The sequence below is a fragment of the Streptomyces sp. HmicA12 genome, from assembly GCF_000373565.1.
Taxonomy (GTDB): Bacteria; Actinomycetota; Actinomycetes; order Streptomycetales; family Streptomycetaceae; genus Streptomyces.
This window is the reverse complement of sequence record NZ_KB891820.1, coordinates 76,642-94,634: the sequence shown is the minus strand read 5'-3', so window position 1 is coordinate 94,634 and position 17,993 is coordinate 76,642. Positions and strand designations below refer to the sequence as shown.

Annotated in this window: 18 protein-coding genes; 7 read left to right on the top strand and 11 right to left on the bottom strand. The window is 72.1% G+C overall.

Annotation, left to right across the window (positions count from 1 at the left end; translation table 11 throughout):
- Positions 1-17 precede the first annotated feature (17 nt).
- Entirely contained in the window at positions 18-785 is a 768-nt protein-coding gene (locus tag B072_RS0126700; protein ID WP_078506615.1) for a lysophospholipid acyltransferase family protein, read from the bottom strand.
- A gap of 197 nt (positions 786-982) precedes the next feature.
- Here B072_RS0126700 and B072_RS0126695 point away from each other — a divergent pair, with 197 nt between their 5' ends.
- The 4 genes from B072_RS0126695 (at position 983) to B072_RS0126680 (ending at position 4,189) form a co-directional block, all read left to right on the top strand.
- Entirely contained in the window at positions 983-1,801 is an 819-nt protein-coding gene (locus B072_RS0126695) for an alpha/beta hydrolase (protein WP_018533013.1), read from the top strand.
- Positions 1,794-2,417, top strand: coding sequence for a hypothetical protein (locus B072_RS0126690; protein WP_018533012.1), 624 nt, complete (start codon positions 1,794-1,796; stop codon positions 2,415-2,417). Before B072_RS0126695 ends, B072_RS0126690 begins: the two co-directional genes overlap by 8 nt.
- 163 nt (positions 2,418-2,580) lie before the next feature.
- A complete protein-coding gene (locus B072_RS0126685) occupies positions 2,581-3,195 on the top strand; it encodes an RNA polymerase sigma factor (protein ID WP_018533011.1) in 615 nt (204 codons plus the stop codon).
- Positions 3,188-4,189 carry a CU044_5270 family protein gene (locus tag B072_RS0126680; RefSeq protein ID WP_018533010.1) on the top strand — a complete coding sequence of 334 codons (1,002 nt, stop codon included), beginning with the start codon at positions 3,188-3,190 and terminating at the stop codon, positions 4,187-4,189. The genes B072_RS0126685 and B072_RS0126680 overlap by 8 nt, the downstream gene beginning before the upstream one ends.
- On the opposite strand, the gene B072_RS0126675 is transcribed toward B072_RS0126680, so the two are convergent.
- The 6 genes from B072_RS0126675 to B072_RS0126650 form a co-directional block, all read right to left on the bottom strand.
- On the bottom strand, positions 4,190-4,951 hold the full coding sequence (locus B072_RS0126675; protein WP_018533009.1) for an endonuclease/exonuclease/phosphatase family protein: 762 nt from the start codon (positions 4,949-4,951) through the stop codon (positions 4,190-4,192).
- Positions 4,952-5,018: 67 nt separating this feature from the next.
- Positions 5,019-5,972 carry an ROK family glucokinase gene (locus B072_RS0126670; RefSeq protein WP_018533008.1) on the bottom strand — a complete coding sequence of 318 codons (954 nt, stop codon included), beginning with the start codon at positions 5,970-5,972 and terminating at the stop codon, positions 5,019-5,021.
- 53 nt (positions 5,973-6,025) lie between these two features.
- Positions 6,026-6,478, bottom strand: coding sequence for a DUF5304 domain-containing protein (locus B072_RS0126665; protein ID WP_018533007.1), 453 nt, complete (start codon positions 6,476-6,478; stop codon positions 6,026-6,028).
- Between the two features lie 78 nt (positions 6,479-6,556).
- Positions 6,557-7,657, bottom strand: coding sequence for an ArsA family ATPase (locus tag B072_RS0126660; protein ID WP_018533006.1), 1,101 nt, complete (start codon positions 7,655-7,657; stop codon positions 6,557-6,559).
- Between the two features lie 11 nt (positions 7,658-7,668).
- The gene (locus tag B072_RS0126655) at positions 7,669-8,109 is read right to left on the bottom strand and encodes an SRPBCC family protein (protein ID WP_018533005.1); all 441 of its coding nucleotides are present in this window, start codon (positions 8,107-8,109) and stop codon (positions 7,669-7,671) included.
- Positions 8,110-8,213: 104 nt separating this feature from the next.
- Positions 8,214-8,975, bottom strand: a complete 762-nt coding sequence (locus tag B072_RS0126650) for a metallophosphoesterase family protein (RefSeq protein ID WP_018533004.1) — start codon at positions 8,973-8,975, stop codon at positions 8,214-8,216.
- A 291-nt stretch (positions 8,976-9,266) separates the two neighbouring features.
- Between B072_RS0126650 and B072_RS0126645 the strand changes: the two genes are divergently transcribed.
- Complete coding sequence (locus B072_RS0126645; RefSeq protein ID WP_026246337.1) at positions 9,267-11,063, top strand: AMP-dependent synthetase/ligase; 1,797 nt, start codon at positions 9,267-9,269, stop codon at positions 11,061-11,063.
- 205 nt (positions 11,064-11,268) lie between these two features.
- Here B072_RS0126645 and B072_RS0126640 read toward each other — a convergent pair whose 3' ends face one another.
- Positions 11,269-12,411, bottom strand: coding sequence for a glycosyltransferase family 4 protein (locus B072_RS0126640; RefSeq protein ID WP_026246336.1), 1,143 nt, complete (start codon positions 12,409-12,411; stop codon positions 11,269-11,271).
- A 92-nt stretch (positions 12,412-12,503) separates the two neighbouring features.
- Here B072_RS0126640 and B072_RS0126635 point away from each other — a divergent pair, with 92 nt between their 5' ends.
- Complete coding sequence (locus tag B072_RS0126635) at positions 12,504-13,745, top strand: glycosyltransferase family 87 protein (RefSeq protein ID WP_018533001.1); 1,242 nt, start codon at positions 12,504-12,506, stop codon at positions 13,743-13,745.
- Here B072_RS0126635 and B072_RS0126630 read toward each other — a convergent pair.
- A complete protein-coding gene (locus B072_RS0126630) occupies positions 13,709-15,037 on the bottom strand; it encodes an MATE family efflux transporter (RefSeq protein WP_043244784.1) in 1,329 nt (442 codons plus the stop codon). The genes B072_RS0126635 and B072_RS0126630 overlap by 37 nt on opposite strands.
- Before the next feature lie 94 nt (positions 15,038-15,131).
- On the opposite strand from B072_RS0126630, the gene B072_RS0126625 reads away from it, so the two are divergent.
- The gene (locus B072_RS0126625; RefSeq protein WP_018532999.1) at positions 15,132-15,662 is read left to right on the top strand and encodes a PadR family transcriptional regulator; all 531 of its coding nucleotides are present in this window, start codon (positions 15,132-15,134) and stop codon (positions 15,660-15,662) included.
- A 7-nt stretch (positions 15,663-15,669) separates the two neighbouring features.
- On the opposite strand, the gene B072_RS0126620 is transcribed toward B072_RS0126625, so the two are convergent.
- Complete coding sequence (locus B072_RS0126620; protein ID WP_026246334.1) at positions 15,670-16,875, bottom strand: hypothetical protein; 1,206 nt, start codon at positions 16,873-16,875, stop codon at positions 15,670-15,672.
- 35 nt (positions 16,876-16,910) lie between these two features.
- Positions 16,911-17,936: a C40 family peptidase gene (locus tag B072_RS0126615; protein ID WP_018532997.1), complete on the bottom strand. Its 1,026-nt coding sequence runs from the start codon at positions 17,934-17,936 to the stop codon at positions 16,911-16,913.
- Positions 17,937-17,993: the final 57 nt, after the last annotated feature.

Genomic DNA, 17,993 nt, shown 5'->3' with positions numbered 1-17,993 from the left:
CCACAAGGACGACGCGGCTACGTGCCGCTGCGTTCCTTGTCCCTCTCGGCGTCCTTCTCGGCCGCCTTCTGCGCTTCCTTCTGAGCTTCCTTCTCGGCCTTCGCCGCGTCCGCGAGCTGCCGCTTGGCGGCGGTCGCGTACATGTCGACGTACTCCTGGCCGGAGAGCTTCATGATCTCGTACATGACCTCGTCGGTCACCGCCCGCAGCACGAACCGGTCGCCCTCCATGCCCTGGTAGCGGCTGAAGTCGAGCGGCTTGCCGATGCGGATGCCGGGGCGCATGAGCTTCGGCAGCACCTTGCCGGGAGGCTGGATCTTCTCCGTGTCGATCATGGCGACCGGGATGACGGGGGCGCCGGTGGCGAGCGCCACGCGCGCGAGGCCGCCCGGCTTGCCGCGGTAGAGCCGTCCGTCGGGCGAGCGCGTGCCCTCCGGGTAGATGCCGAAGAGCTCGCCGCGCTCCAGGACCTCGATGCCGCTCTTGATGGCGGCCTCGCCCGCGCCGCGCGAACCGGAGCGGTCCACCGGGAGCTGTCCGACGCCCTTGAAGAAGGCGGCCGTCAGCTTGCCCTTCACGCCGGGCGTGGTGAAGTACTCGGCCTTCGCGATGAAGGTGACCTTGCGGTCCAGCATCGTCGGCAGGAAGAACGAGTCCGAGAAGGAGAGGTGGTTGCTGGCGAGAATCGCCGGTCCGGTGTCCGGAATGTTCTCCAGACCCTCCACCCACGGCCGGAAGCCGAGCTTCAGCGGCCCTCCGATGGCCACCTTCATTGCGCCGTAGATCAACCCTCTGCCTTCCCTCGTGCTCGGACCCGTACGCGGACCACGTACACGGGTCGGCCCGCCGTTCAGTCCGAGGATCAGACCTTAACCCGCAGGGCCGGTACCGGGCCCGACGACCCTGGTCGGTGTCAGTCCGGTCGCGTACGGTGAGGACCACATCCCATGCCCCTTTCGTACCCACGAACAGGAGACCGAAGGTGCCGGTCCTTCCTGGAGCCGAGCCGTACCGCCACGAAGGCGGCGAGGTCGGCGTCCTCCTCTGTCACGGCTTCACCGGAACGCCCCAGTCGCTGCGCCCCTGGGCGGAGTACCTGGCCGAGCGCGGTCTGACGGTCTCGCTCCCGCTGCTGCCCGGACACGGCACCCGCTGGGAGGATCTGGCGGTCACCGCGTGGCAGGACTGGTACGCGGAGGTGGACCGCGCCCTGCGCGACCTCACCGGCCGCTGCTCCCAGGTCTTCGTCTTCGGCCTGTCGATGGGCGGCGCGCTCGCGCTGCGCCTCGCGGCGCGGCACGGGGACGAGGTGGCGGGCCTCGTCCTGGTGAACCCGGGGAACAAGGTGCACGGCGTGGCCGCGCACGCGCTCCCCGTCGCCCGGCATCTGGTCCGCACGGTCAAGGGCATCGCCAGTGACATCGCCAAGGAGGGCTCGGAAGAGGTCGGCTACGACCGGGTGCCGCTGCACGCGGCGCACCAGCTGCGCGGCTTCTTCCGCGTCGTGGACCGTGAACTGCCGCAGGTGACACAGCCGTTGATGGTGCTGCACAGCGTGCAGGACCATGTGGTGCCGCCCGCCGACTCCGCGCGCGTGCTCAGCCGCGTCTCGTCCCGGGACGTCACGGAGATCCTGCTGGAACAGAGTTACCACGTCGCGACGTTGGACCATGACGCGGACCGGATCTTCGACGAGAGCCATGCGTTCATCGACCGGCTCGCCCCCAGTGTCGGCAAGACTCCCAGCGAGGGCGTGACCAGCCCCGGCGAGGGCGCGGAAGGGACGGGCAGCGGTGGCTGAGCAGGAGGAGCGGCGGGAGCCCGAGAATCCCGAACCGCACGAGCCGGAGCAGCCGGACCAGGCGGGCACCGATCCCGTGCTGCCGGTCGACGAGGACGCGGTCTGGGCCGCGATCGTCGCCGGGTACGGGGACGAGCCGCCGGACCCGCCGGGCGCGAAGCCGTTCAAGTCGGTGGAGGACCTGGCGCTCCTGGACCCGGAGACCAACGACTCCCCGGACACCGAGACGCCGCAGCGGAGCGGGGAGCAGGAGCAGTCCAAAGGCGCCCTCGGCTCCTCGGTCTCCTTCGCCCCCGGGGTCGCCGCGGCCCCGGGCCCGCGCGACTACACGGCGCCCGAGCCCGCGGACGACGACCTCGGGGACGACGACGAGGGCCACTTCGTGCCGCCGGACCCGGAGCTCCCGGAGGCCGATGTCACGGCCAAGTTCGCCTGGCTGGCCGTGGTCGGCGGCCCGGTGCTGCTGCTCCTCGCGGTGCTGCTCGGCTGGGACATGACGTGGTGGCTGGCGACGCTCTGCATCGGCGGCTTCCTCGGCGGCTTCGCGACGCTGATCGCCCGGATGAAGCCGAGTGACGACGAGGACGACGACCCGGGGCGCGGCGCGGTCGTCTGACAGCGCGTACGTCCATACGTCTGTACGTCCATCAGGGCCCGGCCGGAATCCTCCGGCCGGGCCCGACGCACGCACGGGCAGGGAACCCGATCGTGGGCAACGGCGAAGTACCGGTGAACCGACCCAAGCCTTCAAGGCGTTCATACGGACGAAAGGAGCCCCGATGACCGTCAGACCCCGGGAGCACCTCGGCGAGAGCGACACCCGGGCGATCGAGCGGTCGCGGGAGGAGCCCGAGCATTTCGCCGCCCTCTTCAACCGGTACGCCGACGCCGTGCACCACTACGCGGCGCGGCGGCTGGGCCCCGAGGCGGCGGAGGATCTGACGGCGGAGACCTTCACCACCGCCTTCAAGCAGCGCCACCGTTACGACCTGAGCAGGGCCGACGCCCGCCCGTGGCTCTTCGGGATCGCCACCAACCTCATCGGCCGGCATCGCAGGGCGGAGGCGCGTCGCTTCAAGGCGCTGTCCCGCATACCGGGGCCGGTCGAGCACGAGGAGCCGGTGGCCGATCGCGCGGTGTCCCGGGCGGGTGCGCACGGCCTGCGCACGGAGCTGGCGGCGGCGCTCGCCGCCCTGCCGGCGCGGCAGCGGGACGTGGTGCTGCTCGTGGCCTGGACCGACCTCAGCTACGAGGAGGCGGCCGAGGCCCTGGGGGTGCCGGTGGGCACGGTCAGGTCCCGACTGAGCCGGGCTCGCAGCGCATTGCGTGAAGCACTGGGTGGTACCGATCCGACCGCTCCGACCGCCCTCCGGGAGGCACACGCCCATGACTGACCGCATCATCGACGACCGCGAACTCGACCCTGTACTGCGGGAGTTGAGCGCCTGGGACGACACCCGGCCGCTCGACCCCGGCGCCCGTCACCGTGCCCGTACCCGCCTGCTGTCCGCGATGGAGGGCCGCCGTCGCCCGCTGTGGCAGTGTCCGGGGCTGCGCATCGCCGCGTCGGGCCTCGCCACGGCGGCGATCGCCGCGACCGTCCTGGTGGCGGTGCGCGAGGACGGCGGCTCGGCCACGGCGCAGCAGCCGGCGCGCGCGGTGACCGCCAGCACGGTGCTGGCCGAGGCGGCGGCCTACGACCGCGAGCACCCGCAGCCGGTCACGACGCCGCCGCGCGACGACCAGTTCATCTACACGAAGGAGATCATCAAGGAGACGAACAGGGCGACGGGCGAGACCAAGGCGTACGTCGACGAGAACTGGCATTCGGTGGACGGCAAGCAGCGGTCCTGGGTGATGGAGGTCGGCAAGGGCTGGTGGTCGCCGCCCCTCGCCAAGAACGAGGCCAAGTGGCCGACCCAGGAGTGGGCGAGTCTGAAGAAGCTGCCGACCGAGCCGAAGCAGTTGATCTTGGCGATGGCGAGTCCGTTCGGCTCGGCGAAGATCCACTCGCTCGACAAGCTCACGGACCAGGACTGGTGGATGGCCCAGACCAGTCTCACCAGCCTGCTCAAGTCGATCCCCGTGCTGCCCGACGGCCTGCGCGCCGCCGCGTACGAGGCGCTCGGCATGATCCCGGGAGTGAAGGCGGTGCCGGGCGAGCAGGACGCAAAGGGCCGCACCGGTGTGGCGATCGTCTGCACCCTGCACCCGGACGGCGGCCGGACCGACGGCCACCTGGCGTTCATCTTCGACCCGAAGACCTACGAGTTCCTGGGCTTCCGGGACGTACGCACCTCGGGTGACGGCGCGAAGAAGAAGACGTACACCCAGCTCTCCTACCTGGACAGCTGGGCGATCACCGACAAGGTGAAGCAGCGCCCGTAGTCACACGGCGGGAATCCTGAGGGCGGCCAGGACCGGCAGATGGTCCGTGGCCGCCCTCAGTTCGTCCTCGTCCAGGAAGGGCGGCACCCCGCAGCCGAGCACCTCGATCCCCTTGGTCGCCAGGATCGCGTCGATCCGTTGATGCGGGTCGTCCGGCGTGGACGTGTACTCGCCGCCCCAGGGTCTGCTCGCCCAGCAGTCGGTCAGCACGCCCGCGAGCCGCCGGAACGTCCGCCCGCCCGGCCGCTCGTTGAGGTCGCCACCGGCGACGACGTGCTCCACGCCCATCCCTGCGACCCGGTCGAGCAGCATCCCGCCCTGCGCGTACCGCTCGTCCTTCTGCAGGCTCAGGTGGCAGCTGACGACGCCCAGCCGTGGGCCTTGTGCGCCGCCGAACCGGACCACCGCGGTCGCGAAGCCGCGCCGGTGCAGCCCGGGCGTGAGCGGCAGGAGGACGTCCTCGGTACGTTCGACGGTCGCGCGCAGGGAGCACAGCAGCGCGGGCCCGGCCGCACTGCCGCCGCCGGAGAGGATCACCAGGTCCGCGGCGCGGGCGAGCCGGGCGAGCTGCTTGCGCCAGCGGAAGAACCGGGGCGCCTCCTGGATCAGCACCAGGTCGGGGGCGCAGGCCTTCATCACCCGGGCGAGGGCGACCGGGCTGTCCCGCATCGAGCGGATGTTGTAGCTGAGGACGCGGATGACGGCCGAACCGTCGGATTCGGTGCGGGAGTTGGGGAGTTCGGTGAGCGAGCCGGAGTCCATGACGATCAAGATACGCCGATGCCCGCCGCCCCCGAGGGGAACGACGGGCACCTGACACGTATCGGTGTCACATCACCGGGTCGGGCTCCCGCGCCAGGTCGGCGGCGCCGACCATGCCCGCCTTGTTGCCCAGCTGGGCCGCGATGACGTCCGCGACCGGCCGCCAGTTCCCGCCGACCAGCCAGCGCTTGTACGACTTGCGGATGGGGTCGAGAACCAGCTCGCCCTCGTCCGAGAGGCCGCCGCCGACGATGAACGCCGACGGGTCGAAGAGCGAGGCCAGGTCGGCCAGGCCCGCACCGGCCCAGCGGGCCAGCTCCCGGTAGGAGTCGACAGCCACCAGGTCGCCCTGACGGGCGGCCATGGAGATGTGCTTGCCCTCGATGCCCTCGGGGGTGCCGTCGCCGAGCGACAGCAGGTACTCGGCGTTCTCCGGCGTGGCGTTGGCCCGCTGCATCGCGTAGCGCACGAGCGCGCGGCCCGAGGCGTACTGCTCCCAGCAGCCCTGCGAACCGCAGCCGCACAGCAGCCCGTCCGGCACCATGCGGATGTGACCGAACTCGGCGGCGACGCCGAAGTGGCCGCGGCGCAGCTTGTTGCCGATGATGATGCCGCCGCCGAGGCCGGTGCCGAGCGTGATGCAGATGACGTTGCGGTGGCCCTTGCCCGCGCCGAACTTGTACTCGCCCCAGGCCGCCGCGTTCGCGTCGTTCTCGACGACGACGGGCAGGTCGACGCGTCCCTCGACCTTCTCCTTGAGCGGTTCCTGGCGCCAGTCGATGTTCGGCGCGAAGTAGACGGTGGAGCGCTGACGGTTGACGTAGCCGGCCGCACCGATGCCCACGCCCACGATCTCGTGCCCGGCCCTGGCACCTTCCACGGCCGAGGCGATCGCGTCGACGATCCCGTCAGGCGTGGAAGGCGTCGGCACCTTGAACGTGGAGAGGATGTTGCCTTCCTCGTCGACCACGCCCGCCGCGATCTTCGTGCCGCCGATATCGACGCCGATGGTGAGTCCCATGAATCCCTCAGTTCGGTCGAGCCCCGCTAGGGCCCACCGTACCCGAGGGTGGTTCAGTCCAGGTCGATGTGCTCCCCGCCGGGGCCTTCGTCCCCGGGCTTGCGGGGCTCGGGAGGCGTCGCCTCCTGGGAGCCCTGGGTCCAGCGGCGCTCCTGCTGCTCGACCGCCGAGCGGTAGGCGGCGAGCAGCTCGGACCCGGCGGCGGCCAGGTGGTCGAAGACGTCCGCGTTGCGCTCGATGACCGGCTCGACGACGCTGCGGACCTGCCGGACGACCTGCTTGGCGGCCTGCTCGGCGGTGCCCTGCGCGACGGCGCCCAGGAACGGGGCCTGCACGGAGGAGAGCTTGTCCGTGACCGCGTCGACGAGCTTCTTCAGCTCCTCGGCGGCCGAGCCGGGCGGCGGCCCGTACCGGGCACGGCGGCGGGCCTTCTCCTCCGCGAGATCCTCGGCGCACGCCGTCTCCCACGCGTCGGCGTCTACGGGCTTCTCGGTGGCGTCGCTCATGGCGGCTGACTCCTGCGGAGAGCTGAGGTTTCCTGAACCGGTTGCACCTTCGACGTTACCCGAACGGGTGCAGATGCTTCACCGTGCTTGCGGCCACAGATCCGGGTCGGGCGCGAACCGCACGCACAGTTCGCCCTCGACGAGGCCGGCCCCGGCCACGGTGCAGCGCCGTGGCGCGGAGGGCAGCGGCACGATGCGGCGGAACGGTCCCGCGCCGACGACGAGTTCGTCGCCGCGCCGCACCAGGCTCAGCTCCTCGCGCACGGCGCCGGGCAGCGGGATCCGCCAGACCAGGACCCCGTCGTCGGCGAGCCGGTCGTCGACGGGCCAGGGCGCGGGGCGTACGGGTTCCGCGGGCGCCGGCACGTCGAGGTCGCCGGCGCGCGGATCACGCCCCAGGTGCGCGATCTCGTACGTCGGGTGCTCCCACTCGGCGATCACCTTGCGCTGCCGGACCGCGGCGTCGGCCAGCCACGGGTCGGTGGAGCCGTCGGGCAGGACCCGGTTGGCGAGCACGGACTCGACCGTGAGCCCGTGCAGGGCGAGCCCGGCGACGGTGGTGCGCAGGTTCTCGGCGGCGGCCGCGGTGGGTTCGGCGACGAGTCGTACGGAGGTGGTGGGGGCGTCGATCACGGCCTGTGCGGCGGCGAGTTCGGTGTCCCAGCGGGCCGCGGTCTCGTACAGCCACTCCGCGGGCATCGGCACTCCGGCGAGGCGGCCGAGGACGGGCCGCAGCGCCCGCGCGGCCTGCCGCTCGGCGGGCAGCATCCGGCGCAGATAGCGGCGCAGCTGCTCGGGCAGGGCGAGGACACGGACGGCGCGCGGGGTGGCCGGCAGATCGACGACGACCACGTCGTACCCCCCCTGCGCGCTGTCCCGCAGCGCCCGCAGCAGGGCCAGCTCCTCGGCTCCGGGCAGCGGGGTCAGCTCGTCCCCGTCGAGCCGCGAGGCGCCGAGCAGGTCGAGCCCGGTGGCGGCCCGCTCCTGCAGCGCGAGCAGATCGTCACGGAAGTCGTCGGCCGGGGTGAGCCGGGCGACGGCGACACCGGGCAGCTCGTCCACGGCGTCCGCGCTGATGAGGAGCGTGCGCGACCCGTCCCGGGCGGCCTGGAGGGCGGTGGCGGAGGCGACGGCCGTCTTGCCGGAGCCACCGGGGCCGGTGACGAGAAGGGTGCGCATGGGGCGCCAGGCTACTTGGCGCCCGACTCCACCCACTTCTTCAGGCCGGCCAGCGCACGGTCCGTGATGACCTTCTCGGCCTTGCGCTTGATCATTCCGAGCAGCGGGATCTTCACGTCCACGGTCAGGGAGTACGTGACCTCGGTGCCCGTCCCGGTGGGCTTCAGCACGTAGGACCCGTCGAGCGAGCGCAGCATCTGCGACTTCACGAGGGACCACGACACCTCGTTCTCCCCGGCCCAGGTGTACTTCAGCACCTGGTCGTCCTTGATCGCACCGGCGTCCATGACGAGGCGGACCTGCTCGGCGCGGCCGGCGTCGTCGGAGCTGAGGACCTCGGCCTCCTTCACCTCGCCGGTCCAGTCCGGGTAGCGGGCGAAGTCGGCGATCACCCCCATGACGTCGGCCGGTGCCGCCTCGATCGTGATGCTCGAGCTGGTGTGTTCCGCCATCGCCGTGGCTCCTCCGGATACCGGTCAGGGGTAGGTGCGCCGTGCTTACGTGCGTGCATACGTGCGTGTCGCGTGCAGGCTATCGCGCATGAGCGGCCGCGCCGTCACCACTCCAGGGCCCAGGGCCTGCCCGATCCCGCGAAATGGCCGACGTTGACGCATTCCGTGGCACCGATCCGCATGCGCCGGGCGAGCGGCTGGTGGACGTGGCCGAACAGCGAGTACCTGGGACGTGTCCGGCGAATCGCGTCGAGCAGGGCCCGGCTGCCGCGCTCGAAGCGCCGCGCCACGGTGTCGTACACCAGCTCGGGGACCTCTGGCGGAATGTGGGTGCACAGCACGTCCACCTCCCCCACGGCCTCGATCTTGGCGGCGTACTCCTCGTCGTCGATCTCGTACGGGGTCCGCATCGGGGTGCGCAGGCCGCCGCCGACGAATCCGAAGACGCGGCCGCCGATCTCGACCCGCTGGCCGTCGAGCACGGTGGTGCCCGGTCCCGCGTACTCGTTCCACAGCTGGGGCATGTCGACGTTGCCGTACGTCGCGTACGTAGGAGTGGGGAACGCGGCGAACATCTCCGAGTACTGCTTGCGCACTGCTTTTTCGATGGCCGGTCCGCGGTCGATGCCCGCCCACAGTCGCGCCCCGAAGGACCGCGCCTCCTCGAAACGGCGGGCGGTGCGCAGCTCGACGATGCGCGTGGCGTTCTCCTTTCCGAACAAGTCGGGGAAAATGCCGCGCGAGTGATCCGCGTAATCGAGGAAGAGCACCAGGTCACCGAGGCAGACGAGAGCGTCGGCTCCGTCGCCGGCCCGTGCGAGGTCGGTGGAGTTTCCGTGCACATCGCTGACTACGTGTACGCGCATGCGGATCACCCTAGGACGACCGGCCTAAGGTGGGTAGAGCCCGCCGGACCTGCAGTTACTTCCGCGTCGGGAAATGCCTGGACTACTGTGCGCAGAGCACCGCCGTGACGTGTGACGCAGCGAACATCTGGCCGGGACCCCCTACCGAAAAAGCAGTACCGGTGGGTAACGTCCGGGCAGTCCAGTCGTGCTCAGTTCAATCAATCAGGCGCTGAGCACCTGCCCGATCTTGGACCGCACCGACGCAGCACACAGAGTCGTGGCGCCGGCGCCCTACGAGGAGCAGCAGTCTTGCGCGAGTTCAGCCTTCCGGCTTTGTACGAGGTCCCAGCGGACGGCAATCTGACCGACATCGTCCGCAGAAACGCCGCGCAGCATCCTGACGTCGCCGTCATCGGCCGCAAGATCAACGGCACCTGGCAGGACGTCACCTCGACCGTCTTCCTCGCCGAGGTGCGCGCGGCGGCCAAGGGTCTGATCGCCTCCGGCGTGCAGCCGGGCGACCGCGTCGGCCTCATGTCCCGTACGCGCTACGAGTGGACGCTGCTCGACTTCGCGATCTGGAGCGCGGGCGCGGTCACCGTCCCCGTCTACGAGACCAGCTCGCCGGAGCAGATCCAGTGGATCCTCGGCGACTCCGGCGCCGTCGCGATCCTGATCGAGTCGGACGTGCACGCCGCGGCCGTCGAGTCCGTGCGCGGCGGGCTGCCGCACCTCACGCACGTCTGGCAGATCGACGCCGGCGGTGTCGAGGAGCTGAACCGCACCGGCGCGCAGGTCCCCGACGAGACCGTCGACGAGCGCAGCGCGTCGGCCAAGGCCGACGACCCGGCGACGATCGTCTACACCTCCGGCACGACGGGCCGCCCCAAGGGCTGTGTCCTCACGCACCGCAGCTTCTTCGCGGAGTGCGGCAACGTGGTGGAGCGCCTGAAGCCGCTGTTCCGCACCGGCGAGTGCTCGGTCCTCCTCTTCCTGCCGGTGGCGCACGTCTTCGGCCGCCTGGTGGAGGTGGCCTCGCTGATGGCCCCCATCAAGCTGGGCCACGCCCCCGACATCAAGAACCTGACGGACGAACTCGCCGCCTTCCGGCCCACGTTGATCCTCGGCGTCCCGCGCGTCTTCGAGAAGGTCTACAACTCGGCGCGCGCCAAGGCCCAGGCCGACGGCAAGGGCAAGATCTTCGACAAGGCCGCGGACACGGCGATCGAGTACAGCCGCGCGCTCGACACCCCCAAGGGTCCCTCGCTCGCCCTCAAGCTGAAGTACAAGACGTTCGACAAGCTCGTCTACAGCAAGCTGCGCGCGGTCCTCGGCGGGCGCGGCGAGTACGCGATCTCCGGTGGCGCCCCGCTCGGTGAGCGCCTCGGTCACTTCTTCCGCGGCATCGGCTTCACGGTCCTGGAGGGCTACGGCCTGACCGAGTCCTGCGCCGCGACCGCCTTCAACCCGTGGGACCGGCAGAAGATCGGCACGGTCGGCCAGCCGCTGCCCGGCTCGGTCGTCCGGATCGCCGACGACGGTGAAGTCCTGCTGCACGGCGAGCACTTGTTCACCGGGTACTGGAACAACGAGGGCGCGACCGAGGAGGCGCTGGCCGACGGCTGGTTCCACACCGGCGACATCGGCACCCTCGACGAGGACGGCTACCTCCGGATCACCGGCCGCAAGAAGGAGATCATCGTGACGGCGGGCGGCAAGAACGTCGCCCCGGCCGTCATCGAGGACCGCATCCGCGCGCACGCGCTGGTCGCCGAGTGCATGGTGGTCGGCGACGGCCGCCCGTTCGTCGGCGCGCTGGTCACGATCGACGAGGAGTTCCTCGCGAAGTGGCTCGCCGACCACGGGAAGCCGGCGGGCGCCTCACCGGCGTCGCTGCGGGAGGACCCCGATCTTCTGGCGGCGATCCAGTCCGCGGTCGACGACGGGAACGCGGCCGTCTCCAAGGCCGAGTCGGTGCGCAAGTTCCGCATCCTGGGCGCCCAGTTCACCGAGGAGTCGGGACATCTGACTCCGTCGTTGAAGCTGAAGCGGAACGTCGTGGCGAAGGACTACACGGACGAGATCGAGGCGATCTACCGGGGCTGATCGCGCCTCGGCGCCGTAGGGGCTGTTGTGCGTGGGCGACTGCGGGTGCGTCGTGGTTGCTCGCGCAGTTCCCCGCGCCCCTGTGCGCTGCGCGCAGCTTCCCCTGGGCGAGCGAAGCTCGCATCCAGGGGCGCGGGGAACTGCGCGACCAGCCCCCACCCACCCGCGGCCGCCCGACAAGCGCCCCCCGGCACCCCGCTGGGCGCTACAGCAACCCCCGCAACCGCTCAGCCAGCAGATCCCAGCGCCAGCGCTCCTCGACCCACTCCCGGCCGCGCTCCCCCATGCGTCGCCGCAGCTCCGGGTCCAGCAACAGCGGCACCACGCGATCCGCCGCCTCCTCGGGGGACCCGCCGCGGACGACCCAGCCGGTCTCCCCGTCGAGCACCGCGTCCGGCGCGCCACCGGAGTCCCCGGCGACCACGGGCAGCCCCGTGGCGGAGGCCTCCAGGTACACGATGCCGAGCCCCTCGACGTCCAGACCCCCGCGGCGCGTCCGGCACGGCATGGCGAAGACGTCCCCGGCCCCGTAGTGCGCGGGCAGCTCCTCCCACGGCACGGACCCGGTGAAGCGCACGGAGTCGCCGACCCCGGTGTCCTCGGCGAGCCTGCGCAGGTCCTTCTCGTACGGCCCGCCGCCCACGATCAGCAGCACCGCGTCCGGCACCGAGGCGAGGATCCGCGGCATCGCGAGGATCAGCGTGTCCTGCCCCTTGCGCGGCACGAGCCGCGAGACGCACACCACGACCGGCCGGTCGGAGAGCCCGAGCCGCGCCCGCACCGCCTCCCCGCCGGAACCGGGATGGAAGGTCTTCTCGTCGACCCCCGGCGGGAGCTGGACCATCCGCGCCGCCGCGTCGGGCGTGAGCGCGGCCGCGATCCGGGACCGCGTGTACTCCCCCAGATACGTGATGGTGTCGGTCGACTCGCCGATCCTGCGCAGCAGTTGGCGGGACGCGGGCAGCTGCGCCCACCCCGCCTCGTGCCCGTGAGTCGTGGCGACGAGCCGCTCCGCGCCCGCCTTGCGCAGCGCGGAACCCATCAGCCCGAGCGGCGCGGCCGCCCCGAACCACACCGACGTACAGCCGTGCTCCTTCAGGAGGCCCACCGCGCGCCGGGTCACGCGCGGCGTCGGCAGCAGCATCGTCGTACGGTCGCGTACGACGGTGAACGGCTGCTCCGCGTCGAAAGCCGCAGTCGCCTCGGCGCCCTCCCGGCCGCGCTTCCAGGTCGAGGCGTACACGACGATCTGCTCGGGATCGAGCCGCAGCGCCATGTTGTGCAGAAATGCCTGGATGCCGCCGGGGCGGGGCGGGAAGTCGTTGGTCACAATCAAGGTCCTGTGCATCGCCGCAGACAGTACCGAACCCTCCCAACGGGACGCGCCACGCCGCCTCGGTCCATGGCCAGGGCACAGTTCTCCCCGGCATGATGAGTCGAATGAAGACGCGAAACCCCGCACTCCTGCTCACCTGGGCCCTGACCAGGACCCTGCTCCTGCTGTGCGTCTTCAAGGTCGTCGTGGTCCCCGGACCCGACGTGACCAGCGACGTCTCGGTGATCTACCACGGCTGGTTCGACGTCCTGCGCACCGGAACGTTCCCTCTGGACGACGTGACGTGGCAGTACCCGCCGGCCGCGGCGGTCGCGATCCTCTCCCCGGTCCTGCTGCTCCCCTTCCTCTCCTACACCTCCGCCTTCTTCCTGCTCGCCTTCCTGGCCGACGCGGTCGTCTTCCTGATGCTGCTCCACGTGTCCGACCGCCAGGACACGTCACGGCGCGGCGTGTGGGTGTGGGTCGCCGGTCTGCCGCTGCTCGGGCAGACGGTCTACGCGCGCTACGACGTGATGGTCACCGCCGTCGCGGTCGCCGCGCTGCTGGCCGCCGCCCGGCACCCGAAGGCGGCGGGCGTCATGGCCGCGATCGGCGCGATGCTGAAGGTGTGGCCCGCGCTGCTGCTGCTCGGCACCCGGCGCGGCCGGGCCACCCTGGAGTCGTGGGGCGCGGCCGCGCTGACCGCGGGCGGGCTGCTCGTCGCCTTCACCGTCGCGATGCCGGGCGCCCTGGCCTTCCTGACGTTCCAGCGGGACCGGGGCACGGAGGTCGAGTCGCTCGGCTCGCTCGTCTTCCATGTGGCGCGGCAGTTCGGCTGGTCGGGCACGGTGCAGCTGAACTACGGCTCGGTGGAGTTCCTCGGCCCGTACGTGGACGTGGTGAGCCTGTTCGCGCAGGTGCTGACCGCGCTCGCCCTCGGCTGGCTGGTGCTGTGGCGGCTGAGGGCGCGGGCCTGGGGACCGAGCACGGTCGCCGACGCGGCCCTGACCGCGGTGCTCCTGTTCACGACGACCAGCCGGGTCATCAGCCCGCAGTACATGCTGTGGCTGGTCGGCCTCGCGGCGGTCTCCCTGCTGTTCCGCGACAGCCGGATGACGCTGCCCACGTGGCTGGTGCTCGCGGCGACGTTCGTGACCTTCCTCGAGTTCCCGATCTGGTTCTCGCACGTGGTCGCCAGCGACTCGCTGGGCCTGGCCCTGCTGCTCGTCCGCAACGGCCTGCTGGTCGTGGCGTCGCTGTCCGCCTGCCGCCGCCTGTGGCGGGCGACGGTGACCGAACCGCGCCTGGCCGAGCGCCGGCCGGTCCCCTTTCAGGCCGCCCGCGAGAACTCGGTGATCGGTTCCTGAGCGACGGCCCGCCGCGCCAGGAGCACCAGCGCCGCGCACTGCACGGCCATGGCAGCCCCCAGCGCGGCGCACACCCCGGCGAGCCCCCACAGCCCTGACAGCCAGTAGGCGCACGGCAGTTGGAGCGCCGTGCCGAGCAGCGTCACGCGCAGCACCCGGCCCGCGCCCCCGCTGCCCTCGAAGGCACCGCCGAGCGCGATGAATCCGGCCAGGAGCACCAGGTAGGGGCCCACGCAGCGCAGGAACAGGGCTCCCTGCGCGGTCACGTCGTCCGGCGCCCCGAACGCCCGCATCAGCCACGGTGCGAGGGCGAGGAAGAGCCCGGCGGCGGCGAGCCCCGCCGCCCCGGCCACCAGGACCGCCTGCCGCCCGACGGCGCCGCGCTCGTCGTGGCCCGCGCCGCGGCGGTGCGCGGTGTGGATGGAAGCGGCCTGGCGCACCGCGTAGAAGGCCATCGTCGCCACGTAGAGGACCTTGTACGCGACGGCGTAGGCGGCCACCGCCGTCACCCCGAGCCGCGCCACCACAGCGACCGTCGCGAGGGCCCCCGCCTGCCGCACGGTGAAGTCGGCGGACATGGGCAGACCGGTGCGCAGGGTGCGCCGCACGGAGACGCGCAGCCGCTCTCCGCGGCCGCGGCCCGCCGCCGCGCGCAGTACGGGGTTCCGCCGCGTCACCCACACCCCGACGCCCAGGGCGACCAGCCGCGCCGCCACCGTCGAGACGGCGGCGCCCACCACGCCGTACGCGTGGATGAGCAACGGGTCGAGGGCGAGGATCAGCCCGTTCGCGAGGAGCGCGAGCCGCATCGGGGTGCGGGTGTCGCCCGCGCCCTTGAGGATCCCGTCGACGAGCTGCTGCGCGAAGAAGACGGCCGTGCCGGGCATGGAGACGGCGAAGTACGAGACGGCGAGCCGCAGCGCCCCCTCGTCGCCCCCGCCGAGCACGAGCCGCGCCACGTCCGCCCGCAGCAGCCAGCCGCCGGCCACGACGACCGGCACGACGAGCGCGCACAGGCCCAGGCCGCCGCGCACAGCGGCCCGCACCGCGCCCGGGTCCTCGGCGCCGCGCGCGTGCGCGACCAGCACCGTCGTGCCGGAGCCGAAGACGAGGGCCACGCCGAGCAGCAGGTTCTCCACGTTCGTGGCGACGGCCACGGCCGCGACGGCGTCACCCCCGAGCCGGGCGACCCACACCGTGTTGATGATCCCGGCCGCCACGGAGGCGAGCAGCGAGAAGTAGACCGGCCGTGCCAGCCCGATGAGCGTCCTGCGGTGTTCGGCGCCTGTCATGTCCGACCACTCCCCCATGCCTCGATTCGAGGTACTCAGTACCTCGAAAAGAGGTAGCATGGCGTCGCCCGCCCCGCAAGCCCCTGGAGCCCGCATGCTGGAGCTGCCGATCCTCGGCTTCCTCTACGAACAGCCGCTGCACGGCTATGAGTTGAAAGAGCGCATCAAGGCGCTCAGCGGGCACGTCCGCCCGGTCAGCGACGGCGCGCTCTACCCGGCGATCACCCGCCTCGTGAAGGCCCGCAAGCTCGACGAGCACGCGGCACCGGGCGCGCGAGCGGCCCAGCGCCGCGTCCTCACGCTCACGTACGCGGGCCGCACCGATCTCCTCGACCACCTGCGCCGGCCGAAGGACATCGAGATCACCGACCAGACCCGCTTCAACACGGTCCTGGCGTTCCTGCGCCATCTGTCCGACCCGGCCGAGCAGGCCGCGGTGCTGCGCCGCCGCCTCGACTTCCTGGAGACCCCGGCCAGCTTCTTCTACGACGGGGAGGGCAGGCCGGTACGCGCGGAGGAGCCCGCCGACCTGTTCCGGCAGGGCATGCTGCGGGTGGCGCGGGCGACGGGACAGGCCGAACGGGCCTGGCTGCGGGAGGCGCTCGCCGAGCTCGGCGAGCGGTGAACCCGGTTCAGCTCAACTGGTCCCGCACATAGGCACGCCAGCGCGCCAGGAACTCCTGCTCGTCGATGCCGAGGACGCTCTGCAGCGCGCCGTCGACGGCCCCGGACCGCTGCTGGTGCCCGCCGACCGCCTTGTAGAAGGCGTTGAGCTTGGCCTCGCCCCAGTTGTCGGCGATCATCCGGCAGGCCAGCCATCCACTCTCGTACGCCTGTGCCAGCCGGGCCGAGTCCCCGCTGAAGCCGAAGTCGGCGTCCTCCGGCAGCCGGGCGGGCGCGGAGCCCGACCGCACCGAACGCTGCAGCTCAGGGGCCGCCTGCCCCGCCGAACGGCCGCTCCCCCGGTACCCCGCCCAGTCCGCGTACCCCTCCGAGAGCCACAGCGGGGTCGCCGCCGAGGTGACCGCCCGCGTCGCCACGTGCGCGGTCTCGTGGGTGAGGACCACCTGCTTGCCGAACCAGCCGAGCACGGCGTAGGCCTCGGGGTTGATGATCACCCGGTCCGCGGGCGCGGTCCGCGAACCGCCCGCCTCGCCCGTCGTCACGGCCGCGATCCCCTGGTAGCCGGAGGCCGGCGCACCCAGCAACTCCCCCATGCCGTCGAGCGACTTGGGCACCAGGACGACCACGCGCCGCGCCCAGTCGGTGCCCCACGCGCTCTCCACCGCGGGCACCGCGTCGTCGGCGTCGTCGGCGTAGGAGCGGAGCGTGGACCGCTGCTGCCCGACACCGAGGACGAGACTGTGCGCGCCCTTCACCGCCGTCACCTTCCCCTGCTCCCACAACTGCTCGACGGACTTCTCGGCGGGCCGGTCATCGGTGACGTACCAGCGTCCGCCCTTCTTCCGGAGCTTCAGGGTGCGCTCGGTGACGACGGGGGCCTTGTCGTAGCCGTCGACGCGGTAGCGCAGTTCGGCGGTGGCGCTCGCCCGTGCCCCTTCCGTGCGGCCGAGGCGGGTGAGCCTGTACGTCCAGGAGTCGAGCGGCACCTCGGCGAGGTCGGACAGGAGCGTCGGGTCCGCGCCGCCGGTGGCCCGGTACGCCGAGGCGTCCCGGGCGAGGACCGCGTCCGCCCGCCGGTCCAGGACGCGCTGCACGGCCGACGAGCGGGAGTCCACCGGCATTTTGTCCGTGCCGCACCCGGACAGGCCGACGAGCAGGGCGCCGAGCGCCACGAAGGACCCCGCCCTGCTCATCGCACGCCGTCGACCAGCCATCTTTCCGATCGTACGGCGCACCGCACGAAAGGTACCTAGGGCCTGGTCACCGATGAGACGGGCATCATGCCCACGGGGTCGTAACGGACCGGTGCGCCGGGGTAGGGCGCGTGGATCACCTGGCCGTTGCCCGCGTAGATGCCGATGTGGCTGGCGTCGTCCCGGTAGGTGACCAGGTCGCCGGGCCGGGCCTGGGAGAGGGACACCTGCTGCCCCGCGTACCGCTGGGCCTGCGAGGTGCGCGGCAGGCCGACGCCCGCCTGTGCGTACGACCACTGGGTCAGGCCCGAGCAGTCGAAACCGGAGGGGCCGTTGGCGCCCCAGATGTAGGGCTTGCCGAGCGCGGACTGCGCGGCGGCGAGGGCCGCGGCGGCGCGCGAGGAGGACGCGGGGCCCGCGCCCGCGAGGTCGGGGCGTTCACCGGAGCGCGAGGCCCGCTCGTACGCCGCCCGCTCGGGGGCAGCCATCGAGTTGAGCAGCCGCCGCGCCTTGGCCAGCTTCGTCTCGACCGTGCGCTTGTGCTGGGCGACGGCCTTGCGGCTCTTCTCCAGCTCGGCGAGCTTGCGCTGGGCCTCGGCCCGCTGCTGCGCCAACTGCCGCTGGGCGTCCTGCAGGTCGCTCAGCTCACCGGCCTGCCGCGCGCTGATCCGGTCCATCGTGCTGGCCCGGTCGAGATAGCCGTCCGGGTCGGAGGAGAGCATCAGGGCCAGCGAGGGGTCCAGGCCGCCGGAGCGGTACTGGGCGCCGGCCACCATGCCGAGCGCCTGCCGCATCCGGTTGATCCGCTCCTGCCCGCGGGCCACCTCGTCCTGGGTCCTGGCGAGGTCCTCGCGGAGCCGGTCGGCGCGCTCGTCGGCCTTGTTGAACGACTCGGTGGCCTGCTCCGCCTGCTCGTAGAGGCGGTCCACCTCGGCCTTGGTGTCGGCCGGCTTGTCCTGCGGCGCGGCGCCCGCAGGGGCGGCGCCGAGAGCCGCGGCGGCTCCCGCCGCGGCCACGGTCAGGACGGTTGCGCGCGTGCCCAGGTCACGCCCTGAGTGCGCGATACGGCGATGGGACCCCACGGGTGGCCGCTCTCCCTTCCGCTGACGATCCCCCAGCTCGTGCTCGGGGGAATGCGG